Annotated in this window: 16 protein-coding genes; 9 read left to right on the top strand and 7 right to left on the bottom strand. The window is 53.9% G+C overall.

Going from position 1 to position 16,294, the window contains the following annotated elements:
• Positions 1-581, bottom strand: a 581-nt coding sequence (locus B3F49_RS02810) for a histidine kinase N-terminal 7TM domain-containing protein (RefSeq protein ID WP_293908880.1), incomplete at its 3' end; no start/stop codon positions are given.
• 92 nt (positions 582-673) lie between these two features.
• Here B3F49_RS02810 and B3F49_RS02815 point away from each other — a divergent pair.
• The 4 genes from B3F49_RS02815 (at position 674) to B3F49_RS02830 (ending at position 5,263) form a co-directional block, all read left to right on the top strand.
• Positions 674-1,927 carry an RluA family pseudouridine synthase gene (locus tag B3F49_RS02815; RefSeq protein ID WP_293908881.1) on the top strand — a complete coding sequence of 418 codons (1,254 nt, stop codon included), beginning with the start codon at positions 674-676 and terminating at the stop codon, positions 1,925-1,927.
• Positions 1,928-2,001: 74 nt separating this feature from the next.
• Complete coding sequence (locus tag B3F49_RS02820) at positions 2,002-2,802, top strand: NYN domain-containing protein (RefSeq protein WP_293896682.1); 801 nt, start codon at positions 2,002-2,004, stop codon at positions 2,800-2,802.
• A gap of 9 nt (positions 2,803-2,811) precedes the next feature.
• Complete coding sequence (locus tag B3F49_RS02825; protein WP_293908883.1) at positions 2,812-4,470, top strand: sensor domain-containing diguanylate cyclase; 1,659 nt, start codon at positions 2,812-2,814, stop codon at positions 4,468-4,470.
• Between the two features lie 49 nt (positions 4,471-4,519).
• On the top strand, positions 4,520-5,263 hold the full coding sequence (locus tag B3F49_RS02830; RefSeq protein ID WP_293896688.1) for a hypothetical protein: 744 nt from the start codon (positions 4,520-4,522) through the stop codon (positions 5,261-5,263).
• A gap of 2 nt (positions 5,264-5,265) precedes the next feature.
• On the opposite strand, the gene pyk is transcribed toward B3F49_RS02830, so the two are convergent.
• Positions 5,266-6,699 (bottom strand): pyruvate kinase, encoded by a 1,434-nt coding sequence (gene pyk, locus B3F49_RS02835; RefSeq protein WP_293908884.1) that lies wholly within the window; start codon positions 6,697-6,699, stop codon positions 5,266-5,268.
• A 139-nt stretch (positions 6,700-6,838) separates the two neighbouring features.
• Here pyk and B3F49_RS02840 point away from each other — a divergent pair, with 139 nt between their 5' ends.
• From B3F49_RS02840 to B3F49_RS02855, 4 genes are read left to right on the top strand one after another with little or no spacing between them, the layout of a single operon-like run.
• Positions 6,839-9,190, top strand: coding sequence for an efflux RND transporter permease subunit (locus B3F49_RS02840; protein WP_293908885.1), 2,352 nt, complete (start codon positions 6,839-6,841; stop codon positions 9,188-9,190).
• On the top strand, positions 9,187-9,948 hold the full coding sequence (locus tag B3F49_RS02845) for an outer membrane lipoprotein-sorting protein (protein WP_293896697.1): 762 nt from the start codon (positions 9,187-9,189) through the stop codon (positions 9,946-9,948). The genes B3F49_RS02840 and B3F49_RS02845 overlap by 4 nt, the downstream gene beginning before the upstream one ends.
• Positions 9,948-11,177 carry a hypothetical protein gene (locus tag B3F49_RS02850; protein WP_293908887.1) on the top strand — a complete coding sequence of 410 codons (1,230 nt, stop codon included), beginning with the start codon at positions 9,948-9,950 and terminating at the stop codon, positions 11,175-11,177. The genes B3F49_RS02845 and B3F49_RS02850 overlap by 1 nt, the downstream gene beginning before the upstream one ends.
• 37 nt (positions 11,178-11,214) lie before the next feature.
• Positions 11,215-12,132 (top strand): helix-turn-helix domain-containing protein, encoded by a 918-nt coding sequence (locus tag B3F49_RS02855; RefSeq protein ID WP_293896703.1) that lies wholly within the window; start codon positions 11,215-11,217, stop codon positions 12,130-12,132.
• Here the strand turns inward: B3F49_RS02855 and B3F49_RS02860 are convergent.
• Genes B3F49_RS02860 through B3F49_RS02875 form a run of 4 tightly spaced genes read right to left on the bottom strand, consistent with a single transcriptional unit; the run spans position 12,113 to position 15,028 of the window.
• Positions 12,113-12,514: a Fur family transcriptional regulator gene (locus B3F49_RS02860; RefSeq protein ID WP_293896706.1), complete on the bottom strand. Its 402-nt coding sequence runs from the start codon at positions 12,512-12,514 to the stop codon at positions 12,113-12,115. The two genes, B3F49_RS02855 and B3F49_RS02860, sit on opposite strands and share 20 nt — an antisense overlap.
• Positions 12,486-13,373 (bottom strand): metal ABC transporter permease, encoded by an 888-nt coding sequence (locus tag B3F49_RS02865; protein WP_293896709.1) that lies wholly within the window; start codon positions 13,371-13,373, stop codon positions 12,486-12,488. Before B3F49_RS02865 ends, B3F49_RS02860 begins: the two co-directional genes overlap by 29 nt.
• Positions 13,366-14,133: a metal ABC transporter ATP-binding protein gene (locus tag B3F49_RS02870; protein ID WP_293908888.1), complete on the bottom strand. Its 768-nt coding sequence runs from the start codon at positions 14,131-14,133 to the stop codon at positions 13,366-13,368. Before B3F49_RS02870 ends, B3F49_RS02865 begins: the two co-directional genes overlap by 8 nt.
• Before the next feature lie 4 nt (positions 14,134-14,137).
• Positions 14,138-15,028 carry a metal ABC transporter solute-binding protein, Zn/Mn family gene (locus tag B3F49_RS02875; protein ID WP_293908889.1) on the bottom strand — a complete coding sequence of 297 codons (891 nt, stop codon included), beginning with the start codon at positions 15,026-15,028 and terminating at the stop codon, positions 14,138-14,140.
• A gap of 124 nt (positions 15,029-15,152) precedes the next feature.
• Between B3F49_RS02875 and B3F49_RS02880 the strand changes: the two genes are divergently transcribed.
• A complete protein-coding gene (locus B3F49_RS02880) occupies positions 15,153-15,674 on the top strand; it encodes a gamma carbonic anhydrase family protein (protein WP_293908890.1) in 522 nt (173 codons plus the stop codon).
• On the opposite strand, the gene B3F49_RS02885 is transcribed toward B3F49_RS02880, so the two are convergent.
• Positions 15,671-16,294, bottom strand: a 624-nt coding sequence (locus tag B3F49_RS02885) for a potassium channel family protein (RefSeq protein WP_293908891.1), incomplete at its 5' end; no start/stop codon positions are given. The two genes, B3F49_RS02880 and B3F49_RS02885, sit on opposite strands and share 4 nt — an antisense overlap.

Here is a 16,294-nt window from a genome sequence, read left to right on the forward strand (position 1 = left end):
GGCCAGAGGGTGAGCACCCAAGGGAATAACAATTGAAAAAGAAAGCCGATAATCGGTGTGATAAGAATGCACATGAGCAGCAAACGGTCCGAACTTTCATACCGTCGCAGCGATTGTATCAGGTGGAGAATGCTCAGCCCATAGTAGAAGAACGTGATCACGGTGGTGACAAAAAAGAACGGACCGCGGCGATAGATGTTCTGCCCATCAACGAAAAAGAACCATCCCGTCCAATAGCTTGCAAGGCTGAACATTGAATTGAGAATGAGGGGAACCACCAAAACAGGGCTATACTTGTGAAAGCTTGAGTAGCCGATGAAATGCAATAAGAAGAAGCAGACAACCGGGGAAAGGGAAAACCCCAGCACGTTGGTCGCCCGGTGGTACAAAATCTGGCTGACAACGCCCACATCATCCACCTGATAGGCAAACAGCTCGGTTCCAAGCAAGACAAGCAGGGAGAATGCGGAGAGAATGTACCACCGATTACGGGGATTGATCTGTACGCTTCTGCTGGCCAAGGCTATGGCGAAGAGCATCATGACGACGGATAGCATGTCCAATTCCAACGTTGCTTGCATAGCGTTACCCTTGGTTTGTATGATGACACAGCCATTTCCCTTTGGCTAGGGGAAAGGTTGCAACAGCGGCTGTACTTGCGTACTATAGCCGTATGCATCCACCGCTTCCCCAGTACCCGGCAAAGATTCACGCCCTCTACCTGCAGCACTTGCTTGCAGAAAAACACGCCGTTGATTTTGAAAGTGAGTGCAGCTTCAGCACCGACCGGTTTTTCCAAAAGGGCGGCGGTATTATGTTCGGCGTGTTGACGGCCCGCGACAGGGAAGGGAACGAGGTATTGCTCAAAGCATTCTCCGGAAGTCTCGGTGGAAAGCGCAACCTCCCCGGTTGGGCTGCACACCTGGTCGACGACCAGGACTACGCGGCCTACATGCAGCAGTACGACCACAGAATCAAGGAGCTGGCAGGTTCGCCGGAGCAAGCCGCCCTCTCACACGAAGCCCTTTCCCGCTACTACAGCCTGTACAGCCTTTCCACCATCAACGGAGAGCGCATCCCTCTCACTGCATGCTTTCCTCCTGACGGCATTCCTACCGGAAGCGGCGATTGCTGTACGATCAAGTTGCTCCATGCAGCACTCTCCCAAGGACTGCATCCGGTCAGCATGGCTGAATTCTTTTTCGGCTGCAGTGCCAATCGCGAGCATCTGGCCTTTTACGGGCCGTGCGACCAAAAATGCAAACCCATATTGGAGCATATGCTCGGCCTGGATATTGTCTATAGAGACCAACACATCGCCGTGGTCAACAAGCAAGCGGGACTCTTATCGGTTCCCGGACGGACACAAGACAAGATCGACTCGGTGGAGAGCCGGATCCGAGTCCTTTTCCCTGACGCCCCGTTGCAATGTGCAACCCACCGCCTCGACATGGATACATCCGGTCTTCTCGTAATCGCCCTGAACAAGGAAGCCCACCGAAGGATGCACAGCCTGTTCCGTGAACAACAGGTAAAAAAGCGCTATGTCGCCCTCTTGGAAGGTGTACTGAAAGAGGAGAGTGGAACCATCACCCTCCCGTTTCGTGCCGATATCAACAACCGTCCCTACCAGATATACGATGAGATCCATGGCAAATGGGGAACCACGTTGTACAAGCGTCTTTGTGTCGAGCGCACCCGCGAGGGCAGGTTGGTCACCCGCGTACAATTCGAGCCGCTGACAGGCAGGACCCATCAGCTCAGGCTCCACAGCTCCCATCCCAAGGGATTGGGAAGGCCCATTGCAGGAGACCGGCTCTATGGCAGCGGCATGCAGGACCGCCTGTACCTGCATGCCCAAATGATCAGCTTTGTGCATCCGATTACATCCGAACCGATGACCTTTTGTACGGATATTCCTTTTTAGGCAGCACGTAGTTCTTGCATCGTACTTTCTTGAGCGCCAAAGCTGGTGTATAGTAGGCAGACAGGGGGCGACACATGCGCAGAAAAAACAATGCCATTTACATCGATCTTGAGAACATCCCTTCCGGCCTCGATTTGAAGATGCTCTTCGAGGAGCTCACCCTCAAACATAATGACAGCCCAGAAGAAGAAAATATATTCGTCATCAAGATGGCTTGCGGCAACTCAAAGTCCATCAAGAAATTGGAAAAACAGCTTGCCGAGTATAACTTCACCATCCGCGACACCCCTTCGATCACCACCAATTACAAGAACAGGGCCGATTTGATCATCAGCCTTGAGGCGCTGGAGACCATCATCATCAACACCCCGGTGATCGACCGGTATGTCTTCATTACCAGCGACAGTGATTTCACGGTGATCATGGAAGCATTGCGAAAGTATGGGAAGGAAGTATATCTGGTGACAAAGGAAGCGGTGAGCGACAAGCCGATTTTCAACAACTGCTGTGATGAGATCCTGATCATTGAATCCTTCATGCCGAAGCCCAAGACTGAAGAGCCGAAAGGCACCCAGAAGGAAAAGGTCAAGAAGGTTGAGAAACCCGATTCGGAGCATACCAAGAAAATAGATCTTCAAGTCGAGGATTTGATGAAAAAAGTGATCGATTCCTTCGACCCCGATGCCTGGCAGCTTGTCAGCTATGTGGGCGTCAAATTCCATCAGATGGACAAGAGCCGTATGATCGAGCGCAGCAGTTACCGAAGCCTCGGCAATCTGCTGTCCAAGCTGGAACAGGATAAATTCATTGAGCGCAAGCTCAACGAGAAAGGGCATCCCGAAATCCGAAAGGCATCCCAGGCTGCGCATGCATAGGAGCATATGATGAAGGCTGCCGCTGCTGAACGTCAAATGCAACGCATCTTGTTGTCTTTGGTCGTAGTCATGTTTTGCGTCGCCTGTTATTTTGACTCGTTTTTGTCCATACCCGCTTTGGACAATGAGCCGGTTATCGAATGGGAAGGTCCTTGGACCATCTATGAGAATGACAAGCCTATCGCCAGAAACGTCAAGCTTCCCTACTCCATCGAGGGAAATCTCTTGGGCAAAACCTTCACTGCAACATATCGCCTGCCCGCCTCATTTCCCAACCATAACACCGCCATTGCAGTCAATACGAGCATGAGCGGCCTCACCGTATCGGTCGATGGAAGTGTCATTTACCGGTATGAGGGCCCGAAACAAGGGTGGGCCCGCCCGGTATATGGGGGGTCGACACCCCATTTCATCCGTCTTGACGATGCCCATCAGGGGAAAACCCTTTCGTTGACGTTCGAATACACCTCCAACAATGCATTTGCCGGCCATATCCATGAAGTACGTGCCGGCAGCAAGGCCTCTCTCATTCTATCCGAGTTCAAGGAGTGGCCATCCCTCTTCTTCGGTTTCTCTCTGCTGCTGCTGGGGACACTCATCGCCATCTTCTCCTTTGCCATCCAGTCCATGGAGGAGCGAAAGAGCTTCTTTTACTTGGGGATGGTCCTGCTCGCCCTTGGTGGGTGGGTGTTCAGCCAGACTCCGAGCAAGTTCCTGCTCTGGCGCAACCCTGCCCTTCCCATGAATCTCAGCTTCGCCGCCCTGTACTTGCTTCCGAGCTTCCTGACCAATTACGTCAGCTACTCCTATCCGGTCCACCGGAGGATCAAGCACTTCAGGCGCTTTTCGATGCTCTTTTTGCTCATGTATCTCATCGGAGGCGTGCTTCAAGTTACAGGTATCGCCCAGTACACCGACCTGTTGCTCTTTTCTGGCTTGGCCCTGGTCCTCTTCTTGATCAGCCTGTTTGCCTGCCTCTGCTACGAGTACGCCAAGGGGAACAGACGGCTCAGCTCATTTTTGCTCGCCTTCGTCTGTTTGCTTGCATCAATCTTGGCGGAAGTAGCGCTGCTTGCCATGAACATCCAGCTCGACAGCGCCGTCATCCTTCACTTCGGGATGGCGCTTTCAGCAGTCATCCTGTTCTGGCACAGCGTCACCCTGGTCAGATTGAAAACCCAACAGTTGAGCAAGGAGCAACTGTTGCAGCAGCTTGCATACACCGATACACTGACAGGAGTCGGTAACAGGGCATCCTACGACCGCGAGGTTGAGAGACTATCCAACCAACAACGGGTCGAAGTGCTGGGTATCCTGATGATGGATATCAACAACCTCAAAAAAATCAACGACACCCAAGGCCACAAGGCCGGGGATACTGTACTAAGGGACTTCGGCCAACGGATCACCCGGCTTCTGCCGGCCTCGGCAACCATCTTTCGGTACGGTGGTGATGAGTTCATCGCCCTCATTCCCAAAGTCGATGAGGACCAGGTTTCAAAGTTGGCCGATGCAGTACTTACTTTTTTTACTTCTTCCGGCAAGGTCACGTATGAAGTTGCCGTCGGCTATGATATTTTCATTCCCAAGAAGAAGGAGAAATTTGTGCAGGTCGTAAACCGGGCCGATGCGGCCATGTATCGATGCAAGAGTGCAATGAAGATGTGATTCTTGACCAACGCCGAGTAATTCGGCACCCTTGGCACAGGAGAATTGTATGAAAAGATTCCTTGCTGTTCCCTTGATTCTCATTGCTTTTTCGGCTTCTCTCGCTGCAAACACCACCATTGCAGGAATTTCGGGGTATATTGTCATTCCCAGCGCCGAAGTGACACCCAGCACCATTGCCAGTGCGGTAACCACTTCCTATAGCGCCACACTCGGCAGCAACGGAGCCGTACACATTCCCGCCCTCCAATTGGCGTTCAAAGACACCTTTGAGACTAGCCTTGCCGTTGATATCGCCGATAACACCGACATCCTGCTCAATGCAAAATGGCTGTTCAGCAAGAAAGGCACCACCAATTTTGCCGCAGGGCTCTTGGGCCAATGGAGCAGTGTATCGAAGGATGATGAAGTTGCAGCGCAGATATACTTTGCTTCTACCTTCGACAGCTCCATCATGGACTATCCATCCAAGACCACACTCTTGGTTGGGTACTCGCTGATGAAGGGCATGAACAGCGACATCAACTTCGCCCTCGCCTTCCAGACTCCCCTCCTGGCGAAAACATTCAAGAACAAAGTCGATTTCCTCTTGGATTTCGGCAACGTAAGCTACAGCGCAACCCCATCGGCCGGCAATGCTGAAAACCGGGGACTGGTCAATGTAGGAATACGGCTGCTGCCCATCGAGTTCCTCAAGTCGATCTTCATCGCCGTGGACATTCGCGCCTTGGATCTCTTCGACCACGAGGGAAGGGCTTTGAGTCTGGGAGCTTCCATCTCCTTCAGGCCTTAGGTCTACTCAATCTCCACCACCTTGATCATATTGGTCTTGCCCGAGCTGCCGACCGGAACTCCTGCGGTTATCACCAGGGACTGGCCTTTCTCAACCAAGCCATGCTCCTGAACATACAAAGGAGCATAGGCCAGCAGTTTGTCCACTGAGTCCTGCCCCTCGATGAGGATGGGAGTGACACCCCAGGAAAGAGCAAGGTATTGCACAACCTCCTTAAGCGGGGAGAAGGCGATGATCGGCACCGATGGACGGAACTTTGCTATCAGGCGGGCTGTAGAACCTGATTGAGTGAAGCAGGCGATGTAGGAGGCCCCGATGGAGAGGGCCAGCTCGCGGGTGGCAAGACCCACGGCTTCGGTCGTCGATTGCTTGCGCTGTGGGTCGAGGGTGCTGATCTGGTTGAATACCTGTCTGCGGAAAGCGCTGCTGCGCTCAGCGAGCCTTGCAATTCGGGCCATGGTGGTTACCGCTTGCAGAGGATACTCCCCTGCTGCAGTCTCGCCGCTGAGCATCACGGCACTGGTACCGTCCAGCACTGCATTGGCGACGTCGTTGGTCTCGGCCCGGGTGGGTCGGGGATTGTGCATCATCGACTCCAGCATCTGAGTGGCTGTGATCACCGGTACACCGGCGTCTATGCAGCTTCGGATGATGGATTTCTGAATCAGGGGAACCTCCTCTGCAGGCACCTCCACCCCCAGGTCCCCCCGGGCGATCATGATGGCGCTGGACTCACTGATGATGTCGACAAGGTTTTCCACCGCCTCGGGCTTCTCAATCTTGCTGATGATGGGAATGGTCCTGCCGTACACCGCTTCCATATGAGCCTTCAGGGCACGCACATCATCGCCGCTACGGACAAAGGAGAGGGCTACATAGTCGAGATTGTTGGCAAAGGCGAAGGCAAGATCGGTCTCATCCTTCTTGGTGAAGGAGCTGAGATGTTTCAGCGGAACCTGGGGCAGGTTCACTCCCTTGCGGGGCAGCAAGGTTCCATCTTCCAACATCCTGCAATGGATGTCATGCCCGTCTATATGCTCCACCACCAGGCTTACCAGACCATCGTTGATGAGAATCCGCTGGCCGATTAGAATCTCCTCATGCAGGTTCGGATAGTCTATGCTGATGCGCCTTCGATTTCCCACACAAGATTCGGTGGTGATTATCAGCTCTTCCCCCCTCTTGAGGGTATAGGAGGGCTCTTCCAACTGACCCAGTCGGATTTTAGGCCCCTGCAGGTCCATCAGGATGGAGACCGGGAACCCCAGTTCCTCGCTGGCTTTGCGAACAGCATCGTGACGCTTCTGCTGCTCTCCATGCGAGCCATGGCTGAAGTTCAGCCTGATGACACTGCACCCGGCTGCAAGAATTTCCTTTATCATCTCATAGCTCTCACTAGCCGGCCCAAGTGTGGCAACTATCTTGGTATAGTTCATATCGTTCCCCCTGCTGCAATCTTCATAGATGCATCAATCTTTGTAAAGCGGTTGCAAATCATCATCTCACCCCAAAAGGTGAGACAAAATGCTCTGTGCAGGTGATTGCGCACATACGTAAATCCAATACAGTGAAGGTATGGAACGCCAACGAAGTCGCGATCTGCTCATTGTCACTGTCTTCATCGTTGCAGCCGCTGTCAGCCTATTGGGTATTGGAAGGCTGAAGGTTGACTCCTCAACCGATGCCTTCATCCCCGCCAAGGCCCCGGTGGTGGAAACAAACAACCGAATCGAGGAACAATTCGGATCCCTCGACGCCCTTGTCGTCAGCCTGTATGACGAGGGGGGCATCATCAACAAAGAAAACCTTGCTGTCATCGACTCCCTTACCCGGAAGATTGAAACGCTGGACGGAGTCAAACAGGCCAGTTCCATCACCAACCTCAAGCACCTCAAGCCCTCGGAGGATGGAGTGGATGTGGTTCCCCTCTTTGAAGAAAGCATAAACGAGCTCGAAGAACATATCACAAGCTGGCCGGGTTTCTATGAAGGGACTTTTCTCAGTGAGGACCGAAGCAGTGCATCGATTCTCATCCAAACCCAACTCGACTACAACCAAGCAGAGCTGCTTGGCTCGCTTCGTGCCATCCTTGCCCCGCTTGACGGCCTGCAAGGGTCCATCCTGGGGCTTCCGGTGGTAACCGAGCAAATACGAATCAGCCTGCTTGCAGACCTCGCCTTCCTGGTACCAATCGTAGCAGCTTTGATCATGTTGGTCCTCTACCTCTTCCTCAGAAGTTTCAAGGCCACCCTTTTATGCCTTGTCCCCCTGATTTTCAGCAGCTCGCTGGCCTTGGGGATCATGAGCATCGCCGGCATTACCTTCACCATGGCGACCATGTTGGTGCCGGTGTTGCTGCTCATCGTCGGCAGCGCCTACACCATTCACATATTCAGCCACTTCTTCGAAGAGTATGAAAAGGTGGGTGTCGATGCCGCCCTTGCAAACGTGGTCAAGAAGAACACCTATCCGATCCTGAGCGCAGCCGCAACGACAGCCTTTGGCTTTCTGGCCCAACTCTCCAGCCCGCTGCTGCCGTTTCGAACCTTCGGCCTGCTCAGCTTCATCGGGGTGGCAATCTGTGCTGCAAGCTCCTTGCTCCTGCTTCCTGCACTGATCCGACTGGTCTATAAGAACCCTGTGCGTAGGCAAGTGCGCAAGCAGGCGACCAGAAGAGGATTGTGGGCAGGAGTGGGAAACACCATCGCAAACCGCTACGGGAAAGCTGTTCTGATCGCCTCCCTGCTGATTCTCGGCATCGTCCTGCCGCTCTCCTACAGCCAACTTGAGGAAGGAACGAACATCCTTGCCTTCTTCAAGGATTCGTCCACCTTGGTGCAGGACACCCGCTCATACAACCAGAGGATGCAGGGGAGCTTCTCCCTTTCTGTCATGCTCAAACCATCCGAAGCCGTCCTGCTTCCCGGCACGCTCCACATTGTTGAAGAAGCGATCACTGTTTTGGAAAAAGAGAACCAGGTGGGAGGGATTCAGTCGATCCTGCCGTTTGTGAAGCGGATGAATCAACTGCTCGGACCGGGTGAAGATGCCAGGGAATCGAATGCAATGGAACCAGAGCCGGTGTTCGATTTTTTCTCAGACACATCGTATGAAATGGCAACAGAGCAGCTGTACGAGCCATCGGTTGAACTGGCAGGAGGTATGGGAAAGTATGAAATTCCTCTGAACCCCGCTGAGTATGGCTTGGAGACCGAAGAGCAGCTTGCATCTCTCATTGCACAATACCTTTTGCTCTACAGTTCATCGCTGGACGCCTTCATCAATGACCCGCTTGAGCCGGATGCCTTGCTCATCACCATCCTGCTCAAGGATTCGGACACCAAGACACTGAGGCACCTCACCGCCCTGATCCCCACCCTCTTTCCCCAAAGCTGGTCGGTGGAGATCGGAGGGGGAGAGGCGGTAAGCCTTGCCCTCACCGACTTGGTTACCAAAAGCCAAGTCATCTCCCTCTTCAGCTCGCTGTTGGCAGTATGGCTCTTGGTCCTCTTCACCTTCAAGTCGGCAAAACTGGCCACCCTCAGCCTCATTCCCTGTCTCTTCGCCCTCGCCTCGGTCTTCTCTGTCATGGCAATCTTCCATATCAAGCTGGACATCATTACCAGCCTGCTTGCGGCGCTGTGCATCGGAGTCGGGGTGGACTATGCCATTCACCTGATCGCTGCATTCCAACGAAACGACCAGGATGTGGCGTCTGTCATGCAGACCACCGGCAAAGCCATCCTGGCAAATGCGGCCTCGGTCGCCTTGGGTTTCTCCGGCCTGCTCTTCAGCCGCTTTGTTCCCATCGTCAACATGGGACTGCTCTTTTCAATCGCCATGCTCAGCGCAGCGCTCTCCGCCCTGCTGATCCTTGGAGCGATCAAGATTCATTACAGCCCATGCATAACCAGGAGGCCTTCATGAAACGTACGATCACCACCCTGATACTCCTTCTCCTTGCTTCCAGCCTTGTCTGGGCGGCCATGCCGGCCGACCAAGTCATGGCCAAGGTGATGGAAGTCCAAACCTCTGATTCATCCGCCCTCGATTTGAAACTCACCCTCATCGAACCAAACGGCCAGATGCGTGAACGCAGGATCCAGACCCTCAGCCAAACCAAGAATGGACTGACATCCTCGCTGACAGTCTTTCTCTCCCCTGAAAATGTACGGAACACCCGCTTCCTCTCCATCGAGCAGGAAGGAGGGACAAACGAGCAGTGGATCTACCTGCCTGCCTTGAAGCGAAGCCGGCGCATCGGCTCCTCCGAGGAAGGAGGTTCGTTCATGGGCAGCGACTTCTCGTATGCCGACATGGCTTCGACCACCTATGACGAGAAGGAGGCGGAGCATCTGCTCTTGGCTGAGGACCAGACCAGCTGGCGAATACAGTCCACGCCGTTTGAGCAGAAGACGTATGGGAAAACCATTACGGTGGTCCAGAAGGCGACGTACCTGCCTCTGCGTGTCGAGTTCTACGACCTCGATGGAAACACCCTGGTCAAGACACTGGTCACAGAAGAGACCGGGACAGCCAATGGAAAACCCATAACAAAAATCCTGACTATGAAAACAGAGGCCGGCGGACATGCCACCCGCCTTGAGATATTGCAGGCCCGTTTCGATGCACCGCTGAGCAGTGGCTACTTCACCTTGAAATTCTTGGAAACCGGGAGGCTCTAATGAAACGCATGCTCCTTGTACTCTTGATCTGTCTTCTCTTGATGCCGCTGTTCGGCTTCGACCTGTTCTTCGAGGAAGAACCAAGCAGAATCACCTCCTTTACCGCAGAGGCTGCCGGAGGGCTCTATCGGGATGAGCAGTTTCTTGCCCGGACTACGCTGTCCTTATCCTTGGAGCAGAACCACCAGCGCTATGGTGCAATAGCCCATCTCTCCTATGATGCATCGACGAACCGCCTGAAGACGGGTGAACTTTCGGTCTCTCTCCTTGTCGGGAACCTGACGGTCAAGGGAGGACTGTTCACCCATCCCTGGGGAAGCGCCTTTACAGCCCATGTTGTCGATGTGCTCTCCTCCCGCGACCTCACAGACGGCTTTGTGGACGACCTTGAGGCGATGAAGCGGCCATCTGCGATGGTGCTGCTCTCCTCCTATGGTAAGAACAGTTCATGGGACCTGGCTTTCAAGCCGGGCTTCCAGAGCTCCCATCTGGTCACAGAGGGACGATACAATCTCACCCCTGCCTCCTTTGCAAGTGCAGTGATAACGCAGCAGGACACGACAAGCCTCTCTTCCTGGGAGGCAGGAGGACGGTATCGCACAGCGCTGGGTAAGCTGGATGTGGGCCTCTTGTACTTCAACGGCCATCACCCGGAGCCTGGATTTTCCATCACTTCATTCGCACCGCTCGCTGTTGACCTGGTCTATACCCGCCACCAACTCTTCGGATTGGAAAGCAGCCTGCTATTCGACCCCTTCACCCTTGCCCTGGAAGGGGGGTTCTTCCTCAGCGAGGATGCAGAGGGGACTGACGGCAGCCTTTACAACAGCAGATTCGCCTATCTGGCCGAACTTTCCTACACCCACCCTGAGAGTTCAGCCTTCCTTGCCCTCGCCTACCAAGGCAGGTATGTCCTGGATTTCAACACCACCAACCCCGTCGATGTAGACTACCTTGCATCCTTTAACGGCAAGGCGTATGAGAACACCCTCTTGCTGGTCGTAGAGTACCCGTTTTTACAACAACGACTCACAACCAGGGCCGCCCTCACCTACCACATCGAGAGCGAAGGCTACGCCCTGCTGGCCGGCCTTTCCTATGCACTGCAGGATAATCTGACTGTATTTCTCAAGACTACGATGTATGGGGCGCTCGGCAACAAGAGCAGCATCTATGCAAGCTGGGATGACAATGATTCGGTCGTGGTCGGCATGAAGGCATGGTTCTAGGGCCCTGTGTGTGATAGGATTGCCATAGAGGGCCTCTATGGTAATTCTATCCGATATCCTGCTCTTCCTTACGACAGCCTTGGTAGTCTCGATCACGTGTTTGTGCATATTGCTTCGGGTGCGTATGAGCGATGCATTCACCGGCTCGTTTCTCACCCTGCTCGCCCCCTTGAGCCTTCAGATGTGCCTGACGCTCCTGACTACCTACCTCAGCAGGGTTTTGGACGAAGCAAGGCTCCTTTCACGCTCCTATGAAATCTATGCCTTGGGGGCGACCCTGCTTTCGATAGTGCTTACCACCTTCATCCTTTTCATGCTCAGCCGATACCTGATCAAGCTGATCAGGGCAACCGAGAAGCAGAAGCATCTGGGCAATCGCATCCTCACCTTCCTGATCCTTCTCTTTCTCATCCTCAGCCTGTGGGTGGTTTTTGCAAAGAGCGGAGGCGACTGGGTCAAGGCATTGGATGACACCATGCGGTATCACTTCTTCAGTGCAAGCATGTTCCTGGTCATTCACGGCATATTGGGGTGCATATACGCAAAAAAGGCAACAACTTGGGAGGAAGAGCGGCTTCTCAAGGGCATATGCTACACCTTCCTGCCCCTGTTCTTCCTCTTTCCCCTGGACATGCTGTTCTTCAGGCAGGTGGCTTTCAAGCTGGTCTATCTGAGTTTTGCCGTGCTCTCCGTCTACCTGTACTACTTCATCAGCCGACGCTATTTCCTCACCTATGAGATGACCGGATCCATCACTGCATCGAAAGCAAAACAGTTGGGAGTTTCAGAGCGGGAGGCAGAAATCATCAGCCTCTTGGTGGAGGGCTTGAGCAATCAGGAGATAGCCAAGAAACTCTTCATCTCCCCCAATACCGTAAAAACCCACATCAAGAACATTTATGCGAAACTCGGGGTGAGCAACCGCCTGCAGCTCTTCAATTCGCTGAAGCAGTAGCACTCTTGCAAGCCTTGCACAGACCTGTCAAAAAGAAGGTGTGGTCGCAGATGGTGAAACCATACGCTTGTTCCCAGCGTGAAAGCTGCTCATCATACTGGCAATCCCCCAAATCGATGAACCGATGGCAGCTCTGGCAGTGAAACCAGTGATGGTGCTCTCCATTCTCCCTGCTTCGATAACTGTAGTATCGCTCGGTTCCATGATCGGTGCAGTGGAGGATGAATGAGTCGGCCATCCCCTGTTCCTCAAGATAGTGAAGGTTCCGATAGACGGTGGCCTGATCGAATCGAATCGAAGGTTGCTGGATAAGATGGGAAGCCGAGACCGGCTCTTTGGACGTTTTCAATACTTCAAGCAGGGCTTTTCTCGCCTTTGTCATGGCTCTTCCTCCGTTTTGTAATCAAGTTGCCTGCGGCCCTTCCCAAAAAGAAGGCTCCAGCGATGACCACCACCATGGCTCCCACCGGGACATCAACGACCCAACCAAGCACCAATCCTGAAAAGGAGAAGAACCATGCGTAGAGAGTGGCCCCTGCCATCATCGAAGCCAGGTTCTTCGCTGTATAGCCTGCGGTTCCCGCCGGAAGGGTCAGCATGGCGATTACCATGACAATCCCTACAAAGGTCTGCAAAAGGACGACTGCAATTGCGGTAACCGAGAGAATCATCAGGAAAACGGCGCGGGTTGGGATACCCCGGACCTGGGCGAACTCCTCATCGAAAGCCGAGGCCTCAATTTGCGGATAAAAGCGCCAAGCAAGGAAAACCACCACAACGTCCAGCAAAAACAGCAGCACAAGGTCCTGACTGGAGATTAAGAGGATGTTGCCGAACAGGTAGCTTGAAGGGTCGGTGTATCCGGGAGTCTTTGCCATGAAGAGCACCCCGATGCTCATGCCGATCGCCCAAATGGCTTGGATGACGGTGTCCTCGCGCTGTTTTGACTTCAACGAGACGGTTCCGATGATCAGTGCAGAGAGCAGGGCGAACACAATCGCCCCCACCATCGGACTGAGGCCCGGAACCTTGCCGGTTGCACTGAGGTACAAGGCGATGCCGATGCCCCCGAGCACCGCATGGCTGATCGCCCCGGCAAGGCCGGCAATGCGTTTGACAGTGACCACCGAACCGAGCACCCCGAAAAGAACAGAGGAGAGCAATCCTGCAAAAAAGGCGTTCCGGACAAAGGGAAAGTCAGGAGAGGCCAACGCACCAAAGAAGCCGACCAGGTTATCCATTGAGGGCCTCCTTCCGGCACTGGTCGCCAGAAAGCTGGACATCGTGACGGACGCGCTTGGTTCCATCCTCATAGTCTTCCAGTGCATGCTGCACCACCGTACGCCCCATCCTGCCCTCCTTGTGGGCGTCAATGCAGAAAACCCGGTCGGTGAGGTCTGAAACCTGGCGCATGTCGTGGGTGACGATGAGAATCGTGGTCTCCCCCTTGAGGTTCGCCAACGTGGCATACAGGCGTCTCTCGCTCTCCTTGTCCATGTTGGCGGCCGGCTCATCCAGAATGAGCATGCTCGGTTTGGCGCACAAAGCCCTGGCAACCAGGACCCTGCGCCGCTGTCCGCCGCTGAGGTCGCTGTAGGGACGCGAAGCCAGATGAGCAAGCTCCACCTGCTGGAGAGCCCATAAGGCTTGCTGCAACTCCTGCTTTCGCTGCCCTCGCTTCACCGATTCAACCAACCCCATCCTGACCACCTCCTCCACCGTGATGGGGAAGGTGGGATCGTAGGAGGCGTGCTGGGGAACGTAGCCGATGAGGCTGCTGCTCTTTTTCGGGCTTTGGCCAAGCAGGCTGATGGTTCCCGACTGCGGCTGCTCCAGACCAAGAATGAGCTTGAGCAACGTCGTCTTGCCTGAACCGTTGGGGCCGACAAGAGCGATGAACTCCCCGGTATGGAAGTGAAAACTCACATCCTCAAGGACTTGTAAAGCAGGATACGAGAAGGAGACCGAAGTAAACTGCAGTGCAATGGATTGCTCTGTCATGGCCCTACCGCACCATCATCAGTGCATCAGCCATTGTCTTGATGCTCTCCATCCAATTGTAAGCCAAAGGGTCAAGGCTTACCACGACGGCACCAACAGCATCAGCCACAGTTTTTGCACTGGCTACGGGAAACTGCTTTTGTACAAAGATGACCTTGGGACGCTCTGCCTTTGCCTTTTCTATCAAGGCGGCGAGGGCTTTGGCGGTAGGTTCCTTCCCTCCGGTTTCCACCGCTTCCTGCTTGATGGAGAAGGCGTCGAGGAAATAGCCGAAGGAGTTGTGGTAGACAAAGACGGTGGTGCCTGCAAGCGGCTTGAGCTGCTCGCTCAGCGATGCAAAAAGCTCATCGATGTCCGAAAGCAGGTTTTGATAGCGACTCTCGATCAAGGGCTTTGCATCGGAACCCAAAGTTGCAATGAGAGCATCCTTGGTATTGGCCAAGAGCACCTTGCTTTGATCGTACCCCAGCCAGGTATGACGGTCGATGTTCATATCGTGTTCGTCATGGCCTTCCTCCTCGTGCTCGTGTTCCTCAAGCAACCTGAATTGCATGCCCTCTGTACCATCGACGATCCGAAGACCGGGGTAGAGGCCGGTTACCTTGTCACGGAGAGCAAACTCAAAATCTGTACCGCTGAGAATCCAAAGTTCGGCTTCGGCAAGTCGGGCCATCTGTGACGGGGATGGTTCGTAGGAGTGGGGGTTCTGCCCCTCTCCGACCAGGGTGACGACATCGACCAGATCGTGGGCAAGCTGGTCGACAAAATAGGCGTGCGGCAGAATGCTTACCACCACAACCGGCTTGGAACGTATATTGGTTGTCTCTTTGGCTCCGCTGCCGAACACAAGAGCGGATGAAAGAGCCAGGAAAACTACGAGAATGCGAGTACGCATGGCACCTCCTCATACAGTAGGCATACTATAGTGAAATACTCTCATATTTGCAAGTCATTCGCAAATATTTTTCTCTATACAGAATTCCCCGAATATGGTTCAATCGAAATACAGGAGTGCTTGCATGATAGCCGGACACAACAAAATACAGCCAACCATAGGACAGCAGTGCTATATCGCACCTACAGCGGACCTCATCGGGGATGTGCATCTGCAGGATGGAGCATCCGTCTGGTTCCATGCCACCCTCAGAGCCGATGTGAATCGCATCACTGTCGGGGAACAGACAAACATCCAGGACAACTGTGTGTTGCATGTCACCAAGGCCCAAGGCTTGGTGGTGGGAAAGCAGTGCACAGTCGGCCATGGAGCCATACTCCATGCCTGTACGATTGAGGACGAATGCCTGATCGGCATGGGTTCCATCGTGCTGGACGGAAGCCATATCGGCAGACAGAGCCTTGTCGGAGCCGGTTCGGTGGTGCCTCCGAATAAAAGCTATCCGCCAGGCAGCCTCATTCTTGGTTCTCCTGCCAAAGTCATCCGTCAGCTTACCCCCGAAGAGCTGCTGCACATGCGGGAGAATACTCAGGAGTATTGGCGGTTCGGGCTTGACTTGTGTGAGGGCAGGCAGACAATCGGCTAAAGTTCGTTCGCTTGTTCAAATTTCTTGATCGCCTCATTCGAGCCACCCACCACCAATATGTCACCTTGTAAAAGTTTCAAGTCAGGGCCGATGTCACTGATGGCTTTCTTGTTGCGTATGACTACGATGATATTGAGGTGATAGCGCCTCCTCAGGTTCAACTGGGCAACGCTTTGGTTGACGAATGAAGAGGCAAGGGAGATATTGGCGATGGAAAAATCCTCACAAAGTTCCAAAAAGTCCAAGGTGCCTGTACTGACCAACGAGTGAGCGAGCCTGGTTCCCATCTCCACCTCGGGAAAGACAGCTTCCGCCCCGATGCGCTCAAGCACCTTTCCATGGTTGGTGCTGGTCGCCTTGGCGATGACTCTGGGGATGCCCAGCTCCACCAAGCTCATGGTGACAAGAATATTGGACTCGATGTCCTTTCCAATGCAGACGATGGCGGTATGGCAGTGGGATATACCCGACTCCTCCAATACTTCGGCGGTGATTGATTTGACAGGATAGATGTTATCGATTTGGTCCTTGACCGCATCCAGCTTCTCCGCCTCGATCTCCAAGACTATCACATGCTTGCCCGCCTCGGTCAAAGCAAGGGCCAAGGAAAGGCCGAAGCG

The organism is Sphaerochaeta sp. UBA5836, assembly GCF_002432845.1.
In the GTDB taxonomy this organism is placed as follows: Bacteria; Spirochaetota; Spirochaetia; order Sphaerochaetales; family Sphaerochaetaceae; genus Sphaerochaeta.